Raw genomic sequence first — 20,741 nt, forward strand, 5'->3', positions numbered from 1 at the left:
TATCGAAGGTACTTACTATCCGATATACTCGGCCGCATAGAAAACTATCAATCGGATGATCCAATTGAAACATATCTCAATCTTTACAGATGGCTCCTGTCTGGGCAACCCTGGTCCAGGTGGTTACGGCGTAGTCATGAAGTACAAAGACCATGTCAAAGAGCTGTCTGGCGGGTTTGTCCTGACCACCAACAACCGTATGGAGTTGCTGGCGCCCATTCTGGCACTTGAGGCACTGAAAGAGCCCTGCAAAGTCACCCTGACATCAGACAGTCAATATATGCGTCAGGGTATCACTCAATGGATCCATGGCTGGAAAGCCAAAGGCTGGGTCACCTCCAATAAAACGCCGGTAAAGAACGTGGATTTGTGGAAGCGCCTGGACGCCGCCCGCCAGATCCATGATATGGACTGGCAGTGGGTTAAAGGTCATGCCGGTCATCCGGAGAACGAGCGCTGTGATCAGATTGCCAGAGAGGCAGCTGAAGCCAATCCAACCGAAGAAGATACCGGCTACCAGCCCTGAGTCATACTCCCTCGTCAGCCTGAACTGCTTTTGTGCAGGCTGGCGATGTCCGGTATATCAACCCGACAATCAACAGTACACAAACAGTCACCAAACATACCTCTGGTGGTAAAAAGCCTGCAGCCGTACAAGCAACAGCCACTAAAAGCAGTCGCCAGCTGTGTTGTCTGGCCAGAATATACCTGTCCCGCACCAACCAAAGCGCCACCACATAAAGACCTACAGGCAGACTCACCACCATAGAAGCGTAAGCAGGCAAATGATGGGCACCTTCTGTCAGCCAGTGCAGCATAACTCCCAGGCCACTGCCAATTGCTGCGCCTGCAACATACAGCAAGAAATGACCATATCCCCAGGCGAATGCAACTTCCGACTCGTCTGAGCTCAAATGTTCCTCTTCCAGAAAATACAGCCACCAAAGCACACAGGTAATTGTCATCCCTCCAATACCCAACAGGATGAGCTTCAGTATGTGCCCATCAGAGTGGATGGCCTCAAAAGCCTCTGCAGAGCTGAGCATTAACTCGCCAAGCACAATGATGTTGAGCAAACCAAAACGCTCGATAATGTGTTCCCGGTGCCAGTTCAGTGAAAAGTTCTTATCGACCAGACGCGGGATCAGCAGCTCACCCACTATGCCCCCGGCATACACAAGATAAAAGGGAATGCTGCCTGACGGAACGATAAACACGCCCAATGCCCACCATCCCTGCATCACCACTAATCCCGCCGCCCGTAATTTAGCGGCCTTTCTGAACTCAGGGTTATCGTGTCCGGCTCGCCACCACAACAGCGCGAATGACAACCGCATCAAGCAATAACCCAGGAACGTCATTCCCATCTCTTGATGCTCAAAGAAGTCAGGCAAACTGGCAGTAATGATCAACAAACCCAGCATCATCACCATCACATTAATCCGGTAAGCGGCATCATCATTGTCAAAGCCAGATGCAAACCAGGAGAATTGGTTCCAGGGCCACCAAATCAGAAAAAACGCAGCCAGAAACTGACTCACTCCAAATAACACCTCGCCCGCCAGAATCTGCTCTTTTAACTGATCGGCAGCCATAGCGATGGCGATGACCACCACCAAGTCAAACAACAACTCCAGTTGGGTAGAGGCACGATGTTTCTCATCACTCAATCTCGCGAGCAAAGGTTTCAAGCTCATATGTATCCCTTTAATAAGCGCTATTTGGTTAATTACTCTGAATTTGAACACACAGACAACTCATAAGTCCAAAAAGCATTCACTGTGCTAAATGCTTCCTCCCTTTGAGTATTTGATGGTGGCTAAGGCACCCGCGGCAATTCCTTACAACGCTTCTCCAGGTCGCTGCCTCCGATTTCAAAGCACTTTTAAAGATATGAATACCGAAATTTGGTATCATCTTAAGTTCATATCTATCAGTTAGTTATTTGTTAACGGGTTAAAATGAAGAAAGTAATAGGCGCGTTGATCATGGTTACCGCTTTATCGGCCTGTGAAGACGCCAACAAAGCCATAGATAAAGCGCAAAGTGCAGCCAACACAGCGGTAGATTCGATTCAGGAGCAGATGGAGTCTATTGATCTGAGCAAGCTGGATCTTGAACAGTTTGGCGATGCTGCCAAGTCAGCTGAAGCGCTGGTCAAATCAGTAGAAGAAGCACTGGAGCTGGACTTCTCCAATCCCAAGGCACTGAATGAAGTTACCGAGCATATTGCTTCTGCCTATAACTGCATGGTGGATGCAACGTCGGAGTCATCAGCCGAAGCCCTGATGAACAAGATGATGGACAGAATTCAGAGCGAAGAAACCAAGTCTCTGATTGAAAGAAGTATCGAAAAAGGAAAAGCACTGGGCGAGTGCGTAATGTAACTTCCCAACGCTGGCAATAGCTGCTCGATATAATAAGGCCCTGAACACTCAGGGCCTTTTGTTTATCAGCGGCGTAATTGACTATGCCAGTTATCTGCACTCAGCATCGACAACGGTTACTGTGCAGTCAGGTTTGCCGAAAGAGTCATAAACCACATAACAACCTTCATTGGTTGGCGCGCCTGACAGGGGCAATTTGTACCCTATTTTATAGTATTGGTTGTCCAGAGAGTCCTTAAGGCCACCGGTCAGGTCGATATTCATAAAGTCGCGAAATGTCATCGCGGCGTCACCGTCGACGACTTCACCCTGAGCTTCCGGACACAGGTTTCGCCAATCTACTTCAACCTTGCCAAAGCCAAAATCAACCACATACTCTTGCAATGCAGGTCCCATACCCGGCTCCTCTGCAACAGGCACTAGGCCCTGCACTCTTGCTTTGGCTTTTACCATATCGGTAGTGGACTCGATTTGCCCCGCAATACCATGCAGTACATTGACTTTGGCATCTGATTGCAAATTGATAAATTTTGGCGCAGCAGCTGTGGCAACAATACCCAGAATAATAATGACAATAACCAGTTCAATAAGCGTGAAGCCCTGTTGCGAGCTTTTGGGTGAAAACGACCGCTGAGTTACAAACATCCTGTTTCCAGTCCTTGTGTGATCAGGTATTTAAAATCTGCCGTTACGTTAGCACAGTCACACTCGCAGGATAAGTAAATTTAACCTAAGTAATCAGTCACTTGATTAAGATCAGCATTACACTGAACAACACTACTCCCAACCTGGCACTCAGCGCTACCAAAGCGATATACAACCCCATGTACTCCCGAAGGTACAGACTCAGTTACAGTTGAATTTTGCTAATAGCAGGAAGGTTTGTGTAAGTTTGTAGAAACGATGGTTCGAACAGGATATTTCGATGAAGAAATGCAGCAATAAGATTATCGCCACCAGCATACTCTGGGCATCAGCAATACTCGCATCGGCGCTGCTGGACGCACCTCAGTTTTTAACCTTGGGGCTGCTACCCACGCTGGCCATTATGTCTGTATTTATCCTGTCTAAAAAATCTGCAGAGTGACAACCAGCCTCATACCGCTCAGTGACTAAGCTCTGAAGTTACTCAGTCTGTGAGGGTAAGCCGCTGGCTGCCAGAGCTTCGCGGCGGGTATCGAACTCTTTAATTTTGTTCTTGGCCCGCTTCCAGTCTTTATCATTGGTCGGATAATCCTGGGCCGAGTTGCCCACAGAATCATACTCCTCGTTAAGCTCCGCCAGCGTTTCGGAAAGGCCATCGATATCAATAAGGCCATCATGAAAGGCAGCAATGGCTATTTCGGAATTCTTGTTTATGGCGAGGTAGTTGTTGGCAATTTCCCTGTGCTTGGACTTGCCCACCTTGGGGTTGAATATGGTCTGCAGTGTCGATAACAGTGCCGCCACCAGCGACAACACCCCGGCGACCCACTTCACCACATCGGGAATCGTTTCCTTGAGATCTGCCATCAGTACCGAGCCCAGGCCAACTGAAATAACAGCTGTTGGAATACCCAGCCACAAATGCAAATTGGACATACGCTCAGCCGCGCCAAAATGGGCATAGGCAGACAGCTGACTGTTCCGTTTTATGCGCTCAAGTACTTTAATGGTTTCCACGTTTAAGTTCCCTCTATCCCAAAATCCAGGTGCCCAACGCCATACTACCCCATAACAGGTACATAACAACCGCTTGGAGCACACTGGTCAGCAACGAAATAAAAAGTGCCTGAACATAACCGACTTCAAGAAACAGGGAATAGAAAACAGGTGTAACAATAAAGCCTATGAGGTACTGCAGAAATACATGGTCAGTAATATCCGCAGCAATAAACAAAGATACAAAAGAGCCAAGAATACAAAGGGTGCACCTGAAAAGCGTGCTGTTCTCTGCTCCAAGCAGATCAGCAGCCACCTTTACCGGTAACACAATCACAGCAAACACCATTACCAAAGCCAGTATCAGCTTCATTTTCTCTCCCTGAAATCCGCTGGGTGTCAGATGTCAGAACTTCCGTAATCACGGCGACAATGTCCATAGCCCTAAAGTGGAGAGAAATGGGAGTAGAACTAGGATGAGGCCTGGCTTCCTGCCAGAGTAAAATCAATAAAGCTGAGCTAAAACGGAAGTATTGGCTACACGCTAGCCTTTATTCACTTGATAGCTCGCCATCAGGTCGCTGCAATATTGGGTGCGCTCAGCGTGAGGAACAGATATGAGCTTAAATGCGTCATCTAACGCAGCCTCTAAATGCCCATCAGCGAAAAAGATGAACAGGCTGTCTTCTACCACTTGCTGCAGTTCACAAGTTGGGTGAGGTATAGCCAACTCAACCATGAGTACCGTTGTTTCAATATCATTTTGCTCAAGCGCATTTGCGACATAACTTAAATCACGGACTTTCAGGTCCAGCAGCACCTGGTCAAAGAAGCTCGTCAATAACCACCCGGTTAGCAGGGCGCCGGCAGTAAAGGAAAGAAAGATAGTGGCAAGATTAGCAACAGAAAACTTATTCGACATATTCAGCGTATTCCAAAAATTTGGAATCAGGCTACTTATCACCTGACTAAAACGCCATCAATGCGGTCAAACTTCATACTCAGGTATTAAACAAAACGCCCTTCTTTAATCTCTTTTTCGCGAACACACCAGGCTTGATTAATCGCATCCAGTACTACATGCTTCCCCTGATTATCCCGCTCTGCTCTGTCGGTCATCATATCCAGAGTTTCAATACTTTTACTGCGTCTAAATTTTATCAGCCACTCCATAGTGACATCGTCAAGGTTGCTTAATTCAAAAGCACCCACTTTTACTGCTGACATCTCAGCTCCTTTTTTGGTGAATGTATGGGTCAACAAACCCATATAAATAATAGCAAGTTCCCCATGATGTGGACATGTGCAAAAGATTAATTGATTGCTACACAGCGCAAATAACTGTATTCAAATATTGCTGCTACTTAAATTTTATACGGAATACCCTACAGACCGGATTACAGAAACAATGATTGCAACCAGATTTGACAGGCTTCCCTGATAACGCAGTAACGGATAGTATCAGCAACTATCTGGTGTAACGACAAAATACCGTAAATCATGAATAAAATAGTTATGCTGATCGCAGGTTCAACCGGGCTGACAGGCCAAGAGTTGGTCAAACTGGCATTGGAAACGCCCCAAGTTGAGTGCCTGGCCACCCTCTCCCGCAGGCCCTTACCCATAGAACACAGCAAGTTAACTCAGTACATCAGTAACGAGCTTACCGCTGATGGTTTTTCTGCGGATAACAGCCATTCTCTCGTCGGTGTAATTTGCCTGGGGACGACCATCAAACAAGCCGGCTCAAAAGAGAAGCTAAAAGCCATTGATGTCGACCTGGTCGTGGCTACTGCCGCCAATATGAGACAAATGGGCGTAGAGCACATAGTCATCGTGTCCTGCCTTGGGGCAAATCCCCGCTCTTTTTCCCACTACCTTAGGTGTAAAGGTGAGATGGAGCAGGCAGTTACTGCCCTCAACTTCAAAAGAACCACCTTTTTACAGCCCGGCCCGTTAGCCGGAGATCGCCAGCAAACAAGGTCAGATGAAAAGCTGCTGCAAGCTGTCGCAAAAGTACTTAAACCGTTAGCGGTTGGTCGTTTAGCCAACTACCTGCCAATACAGGCTGAAACCGTCGCCGAGGCGATTATCCAATTGAGCCTTAACCCAACTGAAGTTGAAGTGAGCAGAGTGACATCATCGCAGATGCAAGCACTGGTCAAAGAGTCTGCCAAAAGATGAAATACGAACAGATTGAAAGCGCTGACGTGCCACTCGAGTTGCTTCTTGAGGCAGATCCTTCTGAGGAGAACATTTCTTCCTATCTGGCTGACGCCTGGTGTTATGCCGCTAAAGATGAACATAGAGTGCAGGCCGTATGCGTCGTTAAGTCCCACAGAGCTGTCCTTGCTGAGATCTGTAATATCGCCGTAAACCCTGACCTTCAAGGTCAAGGCATAGGCTCCCACTTGCTCAAATTTGTGTTGGCAGACCTGTCCAACAAAGGGATCAACAGAGTTGAACTTGGCACCGGGACATTCGGCTATCAGCTCACCTTCTACCAGCGTATTGGCTTTCGGGTTGAAGCCGTTGATAAAGACTATTTCTTAAACTATCCCGAACCTATCTTTGAAAATGGAATTCAGCACAAAGATAGATTGAGACTTTATCTGGATTTGTCGTAACCGGAATAGAATTAAGCAGCTCCCTTACCCTGGCTTTTGACTCAGAAGCTGGCAGTGATATCACGTGTAGGCCAATACATCAAATGGATAAGTTCTGCCCTCTAGTACATATCAATTTACAATTGAGCTGCTGCATATACTGTGATTCCCTCATCCACAAAATGTCGTACAAACATATTGCGCAACAGCATTAGCACTCCACCAACCCTATGATTAACAGAGAGTTTAAAATCTGTTTTGGTGTTGCCCAGTTTTTATCAAACCCGCTTTGATTGGTGGGAAGTGTTGGGCAGCAAATGGGAAGCGCTGAATTTGATTGGTCCAGGGTGTTTTTCAATTCCCGACTTGGTTAGCTTACTTGAGGTAACTCGTGATTAGTGCTGAATAGGCAGTTTTCGTCAGCCTGGTAGTCAACCTTTAAGTGACCTTAAGCCAAGGATGAAATATGAAACGCATCTCCCTGTCTACTCCCCTGTTACTCTCGACCCTTGCCCTGAGTATCAGCAGCTATGGCGATGATAAACTCCCAGCCATTGAAGACCGCTATTTTGGCGAAACCCCACCTGGTCTGACTCCCAAGCTGTTTGCTCCCGGGATGCTGTCTCCCGATGGCCTGTTTGAAGGCGGCACTTTCTCACCGGACATGAGGGAGTTTTACTTCTCCCGAAAGAACGGTAAATACCAACAGCGTACCTTTTTTGTGATTCGCTATGAAAACGGCAAGTGGGGCAAAGAGTCAGAGACTGACATCAAATGGCCTAAATATTCCAAAGACGGCAACATGATGTATGGCGGCCGGGAATACAGGGTGAAAACCGCATCCGGCTGGTCAGAACCAAAGCCCCAGGGCGAATTTTTAAAAGATCAGGCCCACGGCATCACCCTTGCCGATAATGGAACTTACTACATAGTGTTCTTCCCCAAAGAGGATAATGGCAAAGGCTTTATCGGTTATTCACCCTTGATCGACGGCAAGCAGCAAACCCCAATTAAACTGGGCAGCCATATTAATACCGGTGAATATATAGCCCATCCCCATGTTGCCCCCGACGAGTCTTACTTAATGTGGGATGTCGAGCGACAGGATGGTTACGGCCAGCCTGATATTTATATCAGTTTCAGGGAAAAAGATGGTTCCTGGGGTCCCGCGCTCAATATGGGCAACAAGATAAACACCCCAATTTATGAGCAAAGTCCGCAGCTCACCCCGGACGGCAAGTATTTGTTCTTTAAACGGGGAGAATGGACAAAAAATGAAGATGGCAGTCGCAAGTGGGTCGGCAAAAGCTACTGGGTGGATGCGCAGGTTATTGATAACCTAAAGCCGAAAAAGTAACAGGTAGATTCAATCTACAAGCTGCTTTGTCTTACGCGATATAGAGTCATACCTAAACGGCTCACATTTAAACTGAAAGTGACAGAGGTAAAGTAACACCTCTGTCACTTGAAACCGGCTATTGGATTGACGACAACAAATCTGGATTTTTTACCAGATTCCTAACCCCATGGGCGTGGTCTTCATCAAATTGGTTGTTATCGAGCCATTGTTGAACAGTTGATACGTCTACCTTTTCAACTTTAGGTCTGACGCTCCAGGTGACCTGAAACGGTGAGCCTTTCTCATTGTATTTCGGGCCCGTGGTAGAACCAGCGTATTGAACGGGCTTACCTGTATCCGTCGGGATGTTCTGGGCCTGATAGAAACCACCCTGTTTACTGACCTCAGTCAGCGTCACAAAATCCGCCGCGCTGTGGTCGTTTACCAATACGAACACCTGTGCTTCGACTCTGAGTTGGGGGTTATTAACAGCCTCATTAAGACACGATCCAAGGGTAGGCCCCGGAGCGACTTTGGCGGTTGAATAAACATAATGCACTTCTATCGTATCACCTGGCCCCACACAGCCATGCTCTGTAGTGCATTTCATCTCTTTTACTGGTTTAAGTTCAGCCTTACTCAGTTTGCCTGAGTACTTATAGCCACTGTTATATCCATGACCATCGCCGTTACCTGCGTACAGGGTAAACTCTCCGCCCTGATGCTCAGCATTCTTGTGGAAATGGATGTTACAAAGGTTCATTTGAGTTCGATCCGGAGAAGCATTGAACTGCAGATGGTTATTGCCAGCGGTTGCGTCGATATTTCTCGGTGATTGAGGCCCATACCCCTTACCGTCCGTATTGTTGGCCAGTGTCATCCGTTGCTTGGATATCACCAAATCGGCAACGGCGTCTTGATTATCGTGGGTGCTGAGTACTCCTGCCACAGAACCAGTTGATACAGCACCGCATAAGATCATAAAAACCAATGGATTTTTCATTGTATGACTCTCTTCTGTAATTATTGTTGATTGCTTTGTAATGTCAGCTCTCAATAACAACAGGAGTCGTTACCACCAAATCCAATATCGAGCGCCGTAGTGATTAGCACTGAATAATGCGTGCCAAACCAAACACATAATACATACGACATAGCAACACCGAAGAAACATAATGCAATATTAAAGGTTCACCGGACCAAAACCTCCAAGCAGCAGTGTAACCAGCTGAAATTAAATCGATATACTGCATGCTGATTGTTAAATTAGTTTAATCCCTACTCCTGTAAACCTGGATGGCGGTGAGATCATTCTGGCAAGTATCTGGCGCAAAGACCTGAGAGATACAGCTGCCAATCGAGGTGGCAGAAGCAAATGAGACTTGAGGAGGCAGTGGGTGGATGCTCAGGCGACTGAACACTCAAAGTGGGAATGGTTCCACCCATACACCAAGCAAACCTTCACTGAAGCCCGCAAATTGGACCACACCCCTAAGGTTGAGTACCTTGTAGGCTAGCGCTATGTATAAATTATGAGTATTGAGGAAGTGTCGTGACCTTAAAGGAAAAGTATCAACCTCCAAAGAAGATCCAAGAATGGATTAATGACATTCCTAATGGAGAGTTCTACGAAGTCTATATTTCATCAGACAAGAAAGTATGGTGCACTTCCGGGAGGTTCGCGCACTCGTCTGCATCCACAAGCGTCTCGTGGGATGAGTTTCTATCTGGTGAGCTAGATGAGTTAGTTTCTAGAACAATGGGGAAAGGGGTTCTGAATGAAATCACTAATTACATCAAGCAGCAAAACACATAGTAAGCAAGTCAGCATCGCCCTGCGGAATGAACGCGCTAACGCTCGCCACAGAGCCGAGCGTTATCTCCCAGCCCCAACCAACCTCCACTCTCCCCAAACTAGACCAAGCTCCCGAGGTTGGGTACCTTGTAAGCTCGTAATGTATGAATGTTATATATAATCACACATGAGCAAACTATCTACCGAACAAAAAGCCTTGTACTCAGCTATAGCAAAGATTCTCTGAGAGAAGTGGGATCCAATCGGAGTGAACGATGGGGATAATGAGTGGGACGATGAGTACGATAGTTATGTACCGCATATCTTTAGGTTGGCACTTGAAGGAAATGATGCGATTCGTATAGCCTGCTCGCTTACAAGCGTAGTTGAACAAAATATTGGTCTTGGCCCAAATAAAGAGTCTGATCTAAAGGTCGCGAAACTCATTGTTCAGGCAAGAAGGAAATCATTGGGTAATGCAATGCAGTTATAAAAAGGTCCCGTTGGACAGCTACCGCCCGTAGCTTTGAGCCATAGAGCATAATGGAATCTGCAGTGTGAATTTGCTGAACATATTGGCAGCCGCGTTTAGCGTTCGTCAGAGGGAACGTTCGTCGTGGTCAACTACACCTCCGGCCACGCCCCGATACAAACCCTCACATGCTCCCCCAACCTGACACCACGTCAAACATCATCTAAATTACTGATTTATGTCACATAGAACTCAGATACAATGCTCGCACAAATTGTGCCATAGGGTTTGTTCGCCCGTTAAGCAAGGGCGGTTGCATGAGTGGCAATGAGAGGTATTGGTTTATGGCTAACTTATACCCCAAAGTGCCTCTGAAATGACAAGGTATGAAGTCGTTTATGAACCCGGACACGAGCCTCGGTAGACCAATCTTGCAAGATTGGTCTACCTTGCAAGGTCGCAATCTATAATTGTAAGGGCTTACAGGAAACAATCGATATTGGAGTTTATCGAATGGAGTTGGTTACTCAATATAGCGCAAGTGTTTTGGTGCTTGGTTTATCAGGCGTATTATTTTTCATTCAGTTGTTAATTGCTGATGTTACGGGTATAAAGCAGGGACACACGCCGGGCACTTCAGTCAATACTGGGCATGAGAGCTTTTTATTTCGTTCTAGTCGAGCGTTTGCAAACAGCAATGAAACTGTCGGTATTTTAGTTTTATTTATGTTGTTCGCGATGTTCTCGTCAGCCAATCCAGTATGGGTAAATATCTCATCGCTAATCTATCTTTTGGGTCGTATTGGACACATGATCTTTTATTACGCCAATTTTCAATTGATGCGTAGTGTATCGTTTGTAGTAAGTGCAATTGGGCTAATAGGTGTGTTTGTTTCTGGTATAATGCGCTGGTTGTGAGTATCGCCCTAACAAGTGACAGTGGCATTCCGTCGATTATTATCTGGCTAATTCAGTTAGTTTTTCACCCTATCGAGTACACTTTGTCATCATGGTATTGACGGTGACCGAGAGCTTTCGCTCAACTACACTCGCCAGTGATTCCACCATCACGGCCACTCCACACCCGATACAAACTCCCCAGCTCTTCCCCGCACCTTACAACCAAACCAGCCTGGACAACATCGCCCACCCCGAGCGATACTTGATGAAAAATTAAGCACGCATATCATCGGTGCCTTGTGATCCGCGAGCATCCGCACTACACAAATGTTAGGTCTTAGGAGAAATATGGAAATTAAACTAGCCTCAGATGTTTTAGAAAGTATTCAATTCTTATGGAAACTAGAAGATGAAGAGCTCATTGGGTGGCCAATCGACTTTGAAACATCCAGGTCTGCTAGACCACAATTAGTCACATTGGAAAGTGAGCCCATAAAGGTCGAAATCGAGACCTTTGACGCAAGTAGTTGGTTTAAAAATAACATCGAAGAATACGACAAACACAAGTTTTACCAATTAGGTAGAGATGGCACAGGTTCGGGGTTTTGCCTCTGGTATTACCCAGACTTAAACAAGCTTCCCCCTGTCGTTTTCTGGGGTTCTGATGGTGAGTTTCATTTTGTGGCGGGTTCCATACGGGATTTCATAAAACAGATTTCATCTGGAAAACTATTTTTCAGAGGATCTTGGCTTGAGCCTGATGATGATGAAATTGACCAACTAGATTGGAATAAATTGCGTTCAACAACCGAGATTCATCTAGGGGAGTGGTCAGAAAAGCCCGAAGAACTTACTAAAAAAGGTAGATTAGAGCATCCAGATTTCGAAGGTTGGGTTAATGAAAACTGGGAGTAACCATATAAGTTACTGTGGCATTCCGTCGATTATTATCCGGCTAATTCAGGTAGTTTTTCACCCTGTCGAGTACCGTTTTTCATTATGGTATAAACGGTGACCGAGAGCTTTCGCTCAACTACACCCGCCAGTGACTCCACCATCACGGCCACTCCACACCCGATACAAATCCCGGACACTTCCACACACCTTGCAACTAAACCAGCCTGGACAACATCTTCCATCCCGAGCAATACTTGGTAAAAATTAAGCGCGCATATCATCGGTACCTAATGATCAATGCGCATGCGCACTATATAAAAGTTATATTTTACGGAGAGTCCAGTGGACAAGCAGGATAGACAAGCCCTAGATAATATTAAAAAGTTTGGCTGCCACGTATTAAAAGTCATGGAAGGTGACGGACAACCAGAGTTTACATACTCCATCGGTATCAATAGAAAGCAAAATAAACCAGACTTAATTATCATTGGATTAAATAACGACTTATCACACTCTATTGTAAATAATTACAAAGATCGCCTACTTAATGGAGAAACGTTTGAACCAGGTCAGTTTTATTCTGACTTCATAGCGGGATACGACGTTTGCTTTATTGAAGTAGATAAAACTCATTACAAAGAATACCTTGGTTGGGGGTTGTGGCTTCACAATGGAGATAATTTCAAAGTGCTTCAATTAATCTGGCCTACGACCAGCGGTTTATGGCCTTGGGATGACGAAAAATCAGAGTTTTACGTTTGGGCTCAACCAATACTCAATTCAAGTGGTGCGCTAAGTAAAATATAACAAACGCCTCTAGAACGGATAAAAAACGTTTGGCTTGCAGGCGTTATCCAAAGCAACTCCAGCCCCAACCCCCATCCACCGAACAATCACCAGTACCCTGGCCGTGACAGTCCATACTTCACGGCCAGGGTGTCGGCCCTACTCCCCTTCCCTCGCATGCTGAAGTACTCCGCCCTCAGCGCCCTATCCCGCTCTGCCCTGAATACCGCCTTACTCGGCAGCTCCAACACATCGCCCTGATAAACCGAACACAGCCGCTGTACACACTCAGTCCCCTGTAACGCAGCAATTGGTACTCGCCTGGTACTATCCATAGACAGCACTTCTAACAAAAAAAACCGGGCATGCTTTAACATGCCCGGCCTTACTACCTTTTGCATTTAGTTACAGGAAGCCCCGTAAATCTCATCTACCCACTGGGCATTGTCGATAAAGGGATTGCGGTTACCCTGCCACTCAGCGTTGCGTTCGTGACGCCTGCGCTCCCAGTCATCCACCGGGTCCTGGCTATTCCATGCCAGCAGCGTACACAGGACACCGAGTTTTGGGGTTCCGGTATTACTGGAGGTGTCATTGACCAGGTAGAGATCCGGCATATTGGCATCGTTACCTTCGTAACGGACGGCCATATAGAACATCATTCTGGCAGCATCCCCTTTCACCGCATCGCGAGGCTCGAAACTGTTGCTATCAGTCTTGTTATCCGGAGACTCAGAGACAGGACTTCCACCGTTGTCATAGTCCTTGTTACCTCTGGTGGAGTTCATCGAAGCATCTGTGGGTCTCAGGTGGTGCACATCTGTGTAGCCCCACTGACTCTTGGATGGGAACCCCAGAGACTTGGGCCAGGAGTGTTCCCGGTTCCAGGCATCGCCGTCGTTATACACGCCGGAACGATAGCCTTTGTCCTGGCTGCGGCCGGTATAAAACAGAATCACGTTGTTGGGGTTATTTGGGTCTTCGTCACTGTAGCTCAGCGCATCCCACACCTGAGAATAGGTAAGCTGCGTATGGCCACGGGCAGCAATCTCGCCAAGTTTGGCTTTCAACGCCTGTCCGGTTAACCCACTGGCATCATCATAGTAGCCATCGGGACCGCCCACTTCGCCACCCGGGTTAGTACCGCCACCATCACCACCTCCGTTGCCGCCACATGAAGTATCAGGATAATCGTAGTCACCGGGCACACCATAACCACTGTGAACTGCCCAGTCGTCAACAGAGTCAGTATCTGTAGGGCTGTTGCGGTAAATGGTTTTGTACTTTGCCGCGATATTCCAGCCGGAGACCTTATTTTCCCAGGCAACCATATCAACCGTTGAGTTGGTATCACGCAACTGAACATAATCACCACTGTTACCCAGAGCGAGCGTCAGACCACTGGCATCAGGCTGAGCGGCATACAGAGATTCAAAGCCGGAAGCAGATCTGGCTATTACATAACTTTGATTTGGTGCCAGTGTGCCGTTGAGATAGTAAGTGGCCGAGTTATCACGAATCGACCATCCAGCCAATGATTGCTCTGTGCAGCCGACGTTGGTTAACTCTATCCATTCTTCGACAGAATCATTTCCTGGTGTGTCATAAAATACTTCGGTAATCAGTACCTGTGAGGAGACTGCGAACGGCAGCAATGCCCCCGCCAATAGCAAGTTTTTCATCTTTATTCCCTAAAGTAGTGAAAGACCCGCTTAAATGAGCATATTTTGATTAACCTTTTAAGTCACAACCAACAAAACAAAACTAAGGACCGACATTAATCAATTATTCGTCAGCGCTTCAGGCTATATAAATGTAGCTACTCAATGTATTTTCAATTAACACAAGCGTTGGAACTGCAGCCGAGAATTATCGCATTCTAAATTCGGCAGCCCTCGACGGCCTGACAACATTTAACAATCAGCCCCCGCCTATTCGAACATTACTGCTTCTACCTGTTAATATACTGTACTCGTAACTTATGGCTGGGTACCTTCTTTTCTGGGGGCGCCAGATTCGAACGCTAGATGTGGATTAGCTACAAGGTCAGATGATGGAAAATCATATTGAGTTGATAAAGACGATAACGCCTGAGATCACCAAGGGCTTAAATGTACTGTCGCTAAAGAGAGATGTGGCTGTAATCCTAAAAGACGCCCATTCAAGATTGAGTCCAGCACAATTCAGCGATGTATTGATTGTCGCTCAGGAAGCTTTTAGCGAGCACTGCGGCTGCGCTGATGAACTTGAAGACTTAGAGTCCATCCTGGATGACCTTCATGCCGATGGCGTAATAGATAGCCAGATTTACCAGCGCATTATTGAGAACACGGCATGCGCCAGATGGTTATGATGTGAATGGCTCGCTAACTTTGAGGAAGTCATTTAGATGCGAGAATTAGCCTGACGTTATTAAAGCAAATCCCTTGTAGCTTTTGTCTTCCAAAGATCTCTTCTTAAAACGCAGATACAAAAAAACCAGCACTAGGCTGGTCGTTTTGTTCTTCACTCTCGATTACGAGAGAAAAGATGGTACCCGAGGACGGACTGACGGGGCTGGCCACCCAGCCGTCACGCTGTTACCAGCGAGGCAGATCTTATAAAAGCAAATCCCTTGTAACTTTTGTCTTCCAAAGATCTCTTCTTAAAACGCAGATACAAAAAAACCAGCACTAGGCTGGTCATTTTGTTCTTAACTCTCTATTACAAGAGAAAAGATGGTACCCGAGGACGGACTGACGGGGCTGGCCACCCAGCCGTCACGCTGTTACCAACGAGGCATATCTTGTAAAAACAAATCCCTTGTAGCTTTTGTCTTCCAAAGATCTCTTTTCAAAACGCAGATACAAAAAAACCAGCACTAGGCTGGTCGTTTTGTTCTTAACTCTCTATTACAAGAGAAAAGATGGTACCCGAGGACGGACTTGAACCGTCACGCTGTTACCAGCGAGGGATTTTAAATCCCTTGTGTCTACCGATTCCACCACTCGGGCATTTTCGTTGTCTGTCGCCTTACGGCCACAAACTAGAAAGAGTGGAGGCGCGACCCGGAGTCGAACCGAGATCGACGGATTTGCAATCCGCAGCATAGCCATTCTGCCATCGCGCCTTGGAGCGACATATCGGGTTCGAACCGATGACCTATACCTTGGCAAGGTATCGCTCTACCAACTGAGCTAATGTCGCATGGTGTTCTCCAAAGAACTTTTTTAAGACTTCACTCTTCGGCAGAGTTAATGTCTTGCTCAGTATTATCTGAGCCCATCAGAGCTTTTAAGGCGTTGCCTTCTCCCTGACTGCGAAACGAATTCTACTGATTTGACCTGTCCTGTCAACGTGGAAAACTGATTTATCAATGAATTCAGCACTGTTTGCCTTATTATTCAGCAATGCGAGCATAAAGAGAGCAAAACAGTCTAATTAAATGTCATCTTATCGCGAAATATTAGTCCTGGTTAGTCTGGCAACTGCATTTGCCAATAGAAGCAGCTTTAGATTATTTGTTCAAAAAGAAAACGCCCCCAACAAGTGGAGGCGTTTTATATCAGATTACTACAGGCTTATGCAGGCAGAGACAAAGGCTCCAGGCCCAGCATCTTCTGCATAACTCCCACTACCTGGCAGGAGTAACCAAACTCGTTGTCGTACCATACGTACAGAATGGCACGCTTGCCTTCAGCGATGGTCGCCTGAGAGTCAACAACACCCGCATAGCGTGAACCAACTAAATCGCTGGATACGATCTCAGTGGATTCGGTGAAATCAATCTGGTTTTGCAGTTCAGAGTGCAGAGACATGTGGCGCAGATACTCATTCATATCTTCTTTGCTGGTCTCGGCATTCAGGTTAACGCTGATAATCGCCATAGATACGTTAGGCGTAGGAACGCGGATTGCGTTACCGGTCAGTTTACCTTTCAGTACAGGCAGTGCCTTGGAAACGGCTTTGGCAGCACCGGTTTCAGTGATAACCATGTTCAGCGGCGCACTGCGACCACGACGGTCAGCCTTGTGATAGTTATCGATCAGGTTCTGGTCATTGGTGTAAGAGTGGATGGTTTCCACGTGACCATTTTCAATGCCGTACTTGTCGTTAACTGCTTTCAGTACCGGAGTAATGGCGTTGGTAGTACAGGATGCTGCAGAAACAATGATGTCAGACTCCAGAATATCGTCCTGGTTTACACCATATACGATGTTCTTGATATCACCCTTGGCAGGTGCAGTCAGCAGTACCTTTGAAGCGCCAGGGCTCTTCAGGTGCAGACCCAGACCGACTTCATCTTTCCAGATACCTGTGTTGTCTACGACCAGCGCATTATTAATGCCGTACTTGGTGTAATCCACTTCGTCCGGAGAGTTGGCGTAGATCACCTGAATGTAAGTACCGTTGGCGATGATGGCGTTATTCTCTTCATCCACCTCAACAGAACCATTGAATGGACCGTGAACAGAATCACGACGCAGCAGGCTGGCACGCTTTTCCAGGTCACCCTTACGACCACCACGAAGAACAATGGCACGCAGACGCAGGTTGTTGCTGCGACCGGTACGCTCAATCATCAGACGAGCCAACAGACGACCGATACGACCGAAACCGTACAGAACCACATCTTTAGGCTCCATCTCTTTGGCATGCTCAATGGCAGTAGCCAGTTCAGCAGTCATATAGGTTTCGATTTCAGAGGCGTCGTTATGGTTACGCCAGTAGTTAACAGCCAGCTTACCAATGTCTACACGGCACTGTTTTACAGGCAACTTGCTAAGGGCTTCAACAAACGGGAAGCTCTCACGTAAACGCAGTTTGTCACCTACATGACGGCGCACCAGACGGTGAGCCTTGATAATTTCAATCGTAGAAGCAGCCAGCAATGGCTTGCCGTATACCAGAACTTCTACGCCCTGGTTGCGATACAGCTTGCCAAGAAGAGGTTGCATGGCTTCAGCCATTTCAAAACGTTCTTGCCAGCTTTGCAGGTGTTTATCAGCGCTCATTTACAGATCCTTTATCTCACTTCCTAACTTTTCTACAGGGGTACAGAGTAGAAAGGTTTGAGTAACAATAACTTTTGACCAATACTCATTGTTATAGGCGGGGTCTGCCTCTGTTGGTCGGCAGGTATTGTAATGAAATCGCGGGCTGGAAGCCAGCAGGATATTTCTCATAAGTGTGTAATTTAATTAGAGAAAAACTATGAAAGGACGTACAAACCCGTCGAAACTTGTAATATTTACACCATTTCTACTCATCTTTGCTTTGAACGGGTGTGATTGGGGTAAAAATGGCACTCATTTATGTAAAAATAATCCTGAACTTTGTGATGACCTCCATCAGGATGCCTGGTGTTGGCAGGAAAAAAGTACTCTTATTGACAAAAGGTATGCCTCAAAACTTAAAGAGGGGCCTGAGGGCAAGCTACTTTACCAACAAATTCTGGCACTTGAGGATTACAACCGCTGCATAGAAGTTGCCTCAGGGGTGCAGCATGTAATCAATACCCAAAGAACCCACGAACGGGCAAAAGCATTTTCCGATTCCGCCAGAACGCTCACCGAACTCCAGCAACAAACCAAAAACAGTGATGATCTTTTCCTCGCCTATTATCACTGGGCTAGATTCAGCGATGACAAAGCCAGGGACAAAGTACTCAAGGCGGCTGAAAATGACAGAATTTCTGACCCTGAACTGCTGGGCTCTGTCGCCGCCTATTACGAGAAGTTTAACTTTGATAAATCGCGGGAGATGTACTTCACCGCCATGGCAAGAGCTGATGAGACCAATGTCGATCCGAACTGGTTATTGGGTCTGGCCCGCATCGCCAATGCCCACAGAGCCTACCCTGAAGCCTACCTGTTTACCCGGGCCAATGTGATTCTGGCAGACCATGAAGTCGATGAAGATGAAATGCTGAGAATGTTGCATGGTGAAGCCGATAACATTGACGAATTGGACGATATTGCTGAAGACCTCGCTGACGCCCTTGAAGATGGTGAATATGGCACCAGTTCACTGCGTTCCCGGCTGGAGAATTTCTGACATTCAGTTATGCTGGGCGATGGGAGCTGTCAAACGGCAGCAAGACTCGCCCATATCAGCCCCTACCACAGTGCTTTTCCATGCGCTGTAAAAAAATCACCTAATTCAGTAACGAATTTACACTGTAACGCTGTGTTTCGCTTGACGAACACGCTTATTTTGGTAAGTTTACTACCAGATATATTTTATAATCACCTGAGGGATATGAAATGACTATCCGCGTTGCAATCAATGGTTATGGCCGTATCGGCCGCAATGTCCTGCGTGCTCTGTATGAGAGTGAAAAAGAGTACCCTATCCAAATCGTTGCCATTAACGATTTGGGTGACGCATCAATCAATGCTCACCTGACCAAGTACGATTCTGTTCATGGCCGTTTTAATGCCAAAGTAGACCATGACGAAGAAGCCATCTATGTTAATGGCGACAAGATCCTGACCTTCCAGGAACGTGACCCGGCTAAACTGCCTTGGGCCGACCTGAATGTTGATGTTGTGTACGAATGTACCGGTATCTTCACTTCCAAAGAAGCTGTTCAGCCTCACCTGAATGCCGGCGCCAAGAAAGTTATCATTTCAGCCCCAGGCAAGAATGTTGATGCCACTGTAGTTTACGGTGTTAACACTGAAGTGCTGACCAAAGACATGACAGTGATCTCCAATGCATCCTGTACTACCAACTGTCTGGCTCCTTTCGCCAAGCCTCTGAACGATGCCATCGGTATTGAATCAGGCTTGATGACCACTATTCACGCTTACACCAACGACCAGCGTTTGTCTGACGTGTATCACAGCGATCTGCGCCGCGCCCGTGCCGCTGCCATGTCTATGATCCCAACCAAGACAGGTGCTGCTGCCGCGGTAGGTCTGGTGGTTCCTGAACTGCAGGGCAAGTTCGACGGTATGGCTGTACGTGTTCCTACTGTGAACGTATCTTTGGTTGACCTGTCATTTATCGCCGGTCGTGACACTTCTATTGAAGAAGTGAACCAAGTAATTGACGATGCTATCGCTGCCAACCCGCAGCTGGCTGAAGTACTGGCGGTGAACAAAGAGCCTCTGGTTTCTATCGACTTCAACCACAATGCCTACTCTTCTAACTTCGATGCGACCCAAACCAAGGTTTCCGGTCGTCTGGTTAAAGTAATGGCTTGGTATGACAACGAGTGGGGCTTCAGCAACCGTATGCTGGACAACACTGTTGCACTGATGAACGCCCAGTAATTCGGTGATTCATTGAAAAAGCCTGCACTTGGTGCAGGCTTTTTCGTATCTGATGGTACGCTTACATTTCGCCGTCAAAGTAATCCACTTCGTCCTGTTTGCGGCTAATGTGCCTGAAGGTGCGATTGCCCTGTTCTCCGACCATACTCAGCACTTTGCCCGAATCAGGGTATTCACACACATCAATAGGTTCGTTAGTGCTCAGGCATAGGTAAATCAGATTATCTGTCCCGGTATTAACCAACTGATGGGCCACTTCCTCACCGCCAGGCGGGCAGGCAATAATGTCCAGTGGTTTCACCGGATAGCTTTCCTTGCCGAACCTCAGAGTGCCCTCACCTTCCAGGATCAGAAACATCTCTTCGTTATGTCTGTGGTTATGGAAAGGACAAACTCTTTTATCCGGTGGTACTACGGAGACACTGTAACCCAGCTTCTTTGCACCGATTAACTCACTGACGGCATAACTGGTTTCACCGTATTTTCCATTACCAACGACGTCGCCTTCTCCCAACTCGTTCAAATTAATCAAGGGTTTCATCACTTACTCCTGACGTTTTCGGAATGTCTTTATGTATTCGGTCCCCCCGACAGGCAAACAGATGCTCAAGTTCAATTTCCAGCAGTTTTGTCTGAAGTCTGTTATTGACCAATACCCC

At 46.8% G+C, this 20,741-nt stretch carries 22 protein-coding genes and 3 tRNA genes; 12 read left to right on the forward strand and 13 right to left on the reverse strand.

Features of this window, described 5'->3' with window-relative positions; genetic code table 11:
• Window positions 1-55: 55 nt before the first annotated feature.
• The gene (rnhA, locus tag L2725_RS09725) at window positions 56-526 is read left to right on the forward strand and encodes a ribonuclease HI (protein WP_249248797.1); all 471 of its coding nucleotides are present in this window, start codon (window positions 56-58) and stop codon (window positions 524-526) included.
• Between the two features lies 1 nt (window position 527).
• Here the strand turns inward: rnhA and L2725_RS09730 are convergent, their stop codons facing one another.
• Window positions 528-1,697, reverse strand: a complete 1,170-nt coding sequence (locus tag L2725_RS09730) for a low temperature requirement protein A (protein WP_249248798.1) — start codon at window positions 1,695-1,697, stop codon at window positions 528-530.
• Window positions 1,698-1,961: 264 nt separating this feature from the next.
• On the opposite strand from L2725_RS09730, the gene L2725_RS09735 reads away from it, so the two are divergent.
• On the forward strand, window positions 1,962-2,387 hold the full coding sequence (locus L2725_RS09735) for a hypothetical protein (protein ID WP_248936319.1): 426 nt from the start codon (window positions 1,962-1,964) through the stop codon (window positions 2,385-2,387).
• A 90-nt stretch (window positions 2,388-2,477) separates the two neighbouring features.
• Here L2725_RS09735 and L2725_RS23220 read toward each other — a convergent pair whose 3' ends face one another.
• On the reverse strand, window positions 2,478-3,032 hold the full coding sequence (locus L2725_RS23220) for a prepilin-type N-terminal cleavage/methylation domain-containing protein (RefSeq protein WP_283164264.1): 555 nt from the start codon (window positions 3,030-3,032) through the stop codon (window positions 2,478-2,480).
• Window positions 3,033-3,312: 280 nt separating this feature from the next.
• Here L2725_RS23220 and L2725_RS09745 point away from each other — a divergent pair, with 280 nt between their 5' ends.
• Window positions 3,313-3,474 (forward strand): hypothetical protein, encoded by a 162-nt coding sequence (locus L2725_RS09745; RefSeq protein WP_249248799.1) that lies wholly within the window; start codon window positions 3,313-3,315, stop codon window positions 3,472-3,474.
• A 38-nt stretch (window positions 3,475-3,512) separates the two neighbouring features.
• On the opposite strand, the gene L2725_RS09750 is transcribed toward L2725_RS09745, so the two are convergent.
• From L2725_RS09750 to L2725_RS09765, 4 genes are all read right to left on the reverse strand, one after another.
• A complete protein-coding gene (locus L2725_RS09750; protein WP_249248801.1) occupies window positions 3,513-4,049 on the reverse strand; it encodes an SLATT domain-containing protein in 537 nt (178 codons plus the stop codon).
• Between the two features lie 13 nt (window positions 4,050-4,062).
• A complete protein-coding gene (locus L2725_RS09755; RefSeq protein ID WP_249248802.1) occupies window positions 4,063-4,401 on the reverse strand; it encodes a hypothetical protein in 339 nt (112 codons plus the stop codon).
• Window positions 4,402-4,572: 171 nt separating this feature from the next.
• The gene (locus L2725_RS09760) at window positions 4,573-4,950 is read right to left on the reverse strand and encodes a hypothetical protein (RefSeq protein WP_249248803.1); all 378 of its coding nucleotides are present in this window, start codon (window positions 4,948-4,950) and stop codon (window positions 4,573-4,575) included.
• A gap of 86 nt (window positions 4,951-5,036) precedes the next feature.
• A complete protein-coding gene (locus L2725_RS09765; protein WP_249248804.1) occupies window positions 5,037-5,255 on the reverse strand; it encodes a hypothetical protein in 219 nt (72 codons plus the stop codon).
• 273 nt (window positions 5,256-5,528) lie between these two features.
• Between L2725_RS09765 and L2725_RS09770 the strand changes: the two genes are divergently transcribed.
• The 3 genes from L2725_RS09770 (at window position 5,529) to L2725_RS09780 (ending at window position 7,991) form a co-directional block, all read left to right on the forward strand.
• Complete coding sequence (locus tag L2725_RS09770) at window positions 5,529-6,212, forward strand: NAD(P)H-binding protein (RefSeq protein ID WP_249248805.1); 684 nt, start codon at window positions 5,529-5,531, stop codon at window positions 6,210-6,212.
• Complete coding sequence (locus tag L2725_RS09775; RefSeq protein WP_249248806.1) at window positions 6,209-6,655, forward strand: GNAT family N-acetyltransferase; 447 nt, start codon at window positions 6,209-6,211, stop codon at window positions 6,653-6,655. Before L2725_RS09770 ends, L2725_RS09775 begins: the two co-directional genes overlap by 4 nt.
• Window positions 6,656-7,100: 445 nt before the next feature.
• On the forward strand, window positions 7,101-7,991 hold the full coding sequence (locus L2725_RS09780) for a TolB-like translocation protein (protein WP_249248807.1): 891 nt from the start codon (window positions 7,101-7,103) through the stop codon (window positions 7,989-7,991).
• Between the two features lie 118 nt (window positions 7,992-8,109).
• Here L2725_RS09780 and L2725_RS09785 read toward each other — a convergent pair whose 3' ends face one another.
• Entirely contained in the window at window positions 8,110-8,955 is an 846-nt protein-coding gene (locus tag L2725_RS09785; protein WP_249249075.1) for a delta-class carbonic anhydrase, read from the reverse strand.
• 1,798 nt (window positions 8,956-10,753) lie between these two features.
• On the opposite strand from L2725_RS09785, the gene L2725_RS09790 reads away from it, so the two are divergent.
• The 3 genes from L2725_RS09790 to L2725_RS09800 all read left to right on the forward strand — a co-directional run bounded on the left by L2725_RS09790 (window position 10,754) and on the right by L2725_RS09800 (window position 12,844).
• Window positions 10,754-11,158, forward strand: coding sequence for an MAPEG family protein (locus L2725_RS09790; protein WP_249248808.1), 405 nt, complete (start codon window positions 10,754-10,756; stop codon window positions 11,156-11,158).
• Between the two features lie 330 nt (window positions 11,159-11,488).
• Window positions 11,489-12,055, forward strand: coding sequence for a hypothetical protein (locus L2725_RS09795; protein WP_249248810.1), 567 nt, complete (start codon window positions 11,489-11,491; stop codon window positions 12,053-12,055).
• Window positions 12,056-12,379: 324 nt separating this feature from the next.
• Window positions 12,380-12,844 carry a DUF4262 domain-containing protein gene (locus tag L2725_RS09800; protein WP_249248811.1) on the forward strand — a complete coding sequence of 155 codons (465 nt, stop codon included), beginning with the start codon at window positions 12,380-12,382 and terminating at the stop codon, window positions 12,842-12,844.
• 380 nt (window positions 12,845-13,224) lie between these two features.
• Here the strand turns inward: L2725_RS09800 and L2725_RS09805 are convergent, their stop codons facing one another.
• Complete coding sequence (locus tag L2725_RS09805) at window positions 13,225-14,505, reverse strand: endonuclease (protein WP_249248812.1); 1,281 nt, start codon at window positions 14,503-14,505, stop codon at window positions 13,225-13,227.
• A gap of 371 nt (window positions 14,506-14,876) precedes the next feature.
• Between L2725_RS09805 and L2725_RS09810 the strand changes: the two genes are divergently transcribed.
• Entirely contained in the window at window positions 14,877-15,176 is a 300-nt protein-coding gene (locus tag L2725_RS09810; RefSeq protein WP_249248813.1) for a hypothetical protein, read from the forward strand.
• Between the two features lie 553 nt (window positions 15,177-15,729).
• Here the strand turns inward: L2725_RS09810 and L2725_RS09815 are convergent.
• The 4 genes from L2725_RS09815 to L2725_RS09830 all read right to left on the reverse strand — a co-directional run bounded on the left by L2725_RS09815 (window position 15,730) and on the right by L2725_RS09830 (window position 17,817).
• Window positions 15,730-15,816, reverse strand: a tRNA-Leu gene (locus L2725_RS09815).
• Between the two features lie 42 nt (window positions 15,817-15,858).
• Window positions 15,859-15,932 (reverse strand) — tRNA-Cys (locus tag L2725_RS09820).
• A gap of 1 nt (window position 15,933) precedes the next feature.
• Window positions 15,934-16,009 (reverse strand) — tRNA-Gly (locus L2725_RS09825).
• A 374-nt stretch (window positions 16,010-16,383) separates the two neighbouring features.
• Entirely contained in the window at window positions 16,384-17,817 is a 1,434-nt protein-coding gene (locus L2725_RS09830; RefSeq protein WP_249248814.1) for a glyceraldehyde-3-phosphate dehydrogenase, read from the reverse strand.
• A gap of 199 nt (window positions 17,818-18,016) precedes the next feature.
• On the opposite strand from L2725_RS09830, the gene L2725_RS09835 reads away from it, so the two are divergent.
• Both L2725_RS09835 and gap read left to right on the forward strand, forming a co-directional pair.
• Window positions 18,017-18,859 carry a DUF2989 domain-containing protein gene (locus L2725_RS09835; RefSeq protein WP_249248815.1) on the forward strand — a complete coding sequence of 281 codons (843 nt, stop codon included), beginning with the start codon at window positions 18,017-18,019 and terminating at the stop codon, window positions 18,857-18,859.
• Between the two features lie 209 nt (window positions 18,860-19,068).
• Window positions 19,069-20,082: a type I glyceraldehyde-3-phosphate dehydrogenase gene (gene gap / locus L2725_RS09840; protein ID WP_115136962.1), complete on the forward strand. Its 1,014-nt coding sequence runs from the start codon at window positions 19,069-19,071 to the stop codon at window positions 20,080-20,082.
• A gap of 61 nt (window positions 20,083-20,143) precedes the next feature.
• On the opposite strand, the gene L2725_RS09845 is transcribed toward gap, so the two are convergent.
• Complete coding sequence (locus tag L2725_RS09845) at window positions 20,144-20,623, reverse strand: cupin domain-containing protein (RefSeq protein WP_115138496.1); 480 nt, start codon at window positions 20,621-20,623, stop codon at window positions 20,144-20,146.
• Window positions 20,624-20,741: the final 118 nt, after the last annotated feature.

It is taken from the genome of Shewanella corallii (genome assembly GCF_023349125.1).
Lineage (GTDB): Bacteria > Pseudomonadota > Gammaproteobacteria > Enterobacterales > Shewanellaceae > Shewanella > Shewanella corallii.

Bases quoted from the DNA above. Each gene is read 5' to 3' on its own strand.
- rnhA (WP_249248797.1), top strand. From the start codon at position 56: ATGATCCAATTGAAACATATCTCAATCTTTACAGATGGCTCCTGTCTG.
- L2725_RS09730 (WP_249248798.1), bottom strand. From the start codon at position 1,697: ATGAGCTTGAAACCTTTGCTCGCGAGATTGAGTGATGAGAAACATCGT.
- L2725_RS09735 (WP_248936319.1), top strand. From the start codon at position 1,962: ATGAAGAAAGTAATAGGCGCGTTGATCATGGTTACCGCTTTATCGGCC.
- L2725_RS23220 (WP_283164264.1), bottom strand. From the start codon at position 3,032: ATGTTTGTAACTCAGCGGTCGTTTTCACCCAAAAGCTCGCAACAGGGC.
- L2725_RS09745 (WP_249248799.1), top strand. From the start codon at position 3,313: ATGAAGAAATGCAGCAATAAGATTATCGCCACCAGCATACTCTGGGCA.
- L2725_RS09755 (WP_249248802.1), bottom strand. From the start codon at position 4,401: ATGAAGCTGATACTGGCTTTGGTAATGGTGTTTGCTGTGATTGTGTTA.
- L2725_RS09760 (WP_249248803.1), bottom strand. From the start codon at position 4,950: ATGTCGAATAAGTTTTCTGTTGCTAATCTTGCCACTATCTTTCTTTCC.
- L2725_RS09765 (WP_249248804.1), bottom strand. From the start codon at position 5,255: ATGTCAGCAGTAAAAGTGGGTGCTTTTGAATTAAGCAACCTTGACGAT.
- L2725_RS09770 (WP_249248805.1), top strand. From the start codon at position 5,529: ATGAATAAAATAGTTATGCTGATCGCAGGTTCAACCGGGCTGACAGGC.
- L2725_RS09775 (WP_249248806.1), top strand. From the start codon at position 6,209: ATGAAATACGAACAGATTGAAAGCGCTGACGTGCCACTCGAGTTGCTT.
- L2725_RS09780 (WP_249248807.1), top strand. From the start codon at position 7,101: ATGAAACGCATCTCCCTGTCTACTCCCCTGTTACTCTCGACCCTTGCC.
- L2725_RS09785 (WP_249249075.1), bottom strand. From the start codon at position 8,955: ATGATCTTATGCGGTGCTGTATCAACTGGTTCTGTGGCAGGAGTACTC.
- L2725_RS09790 (WP_249248808.1), top strand. From the start codon at position 10,754: ATGGAGTTGGTTACTCAATATAGCGCAAGTGTTTTGGTGCTTGGTTTA.
- L2725_RS09795 (WP_249248810.1), top strand. From the start codon at position 11,489: ATGGAAATTAAACTAGCCTCAGATGTTTTAGAAAGTATTCAATTCTTA.
- L2725_RS09805 (WP_249248812.1), bottom strand. From the start codon at position 14,505: ATGAAAAACTTGCTATTGGCGGGGGCATTGCTGCCGTTCGCAGTCTCC.
- L2725_RS09810 (WP_249248813.1), top strand. From the start codon at position 14,877: ATGGAAAATCATATTGAGTTGATAAAGACGATAACGCCTGAGATCACC.
- L2725_RS09830 (WP_249248814.1), bottom strand. From the start codon at position 17,817: ATGAGCGCTGATAAACACCTGCAAAGCTGGCAAGAACGTTTTGAAATG.
- L2725_RS09835 (WP_249248815.1), top strand. From the start codon at position 18,017: ATGAAAGGACGTACAAACCCGTCGAAACTTGTAATATTTACACCATTT.
- gap (WP_115136962.1), top strand. From the start codon at position 19,069: ATGACTATCCGCGTTGCAATCAATGGTTATGGCCGTATCGGCCGCAAT.
- L2725_RS09845 (WP_115138496.1), bottom strand. From the start codon at position 20,623: ATGAAACCCTTGATTAATTTGAACGAGTTGGGAGAAGGCGACGTCGTT.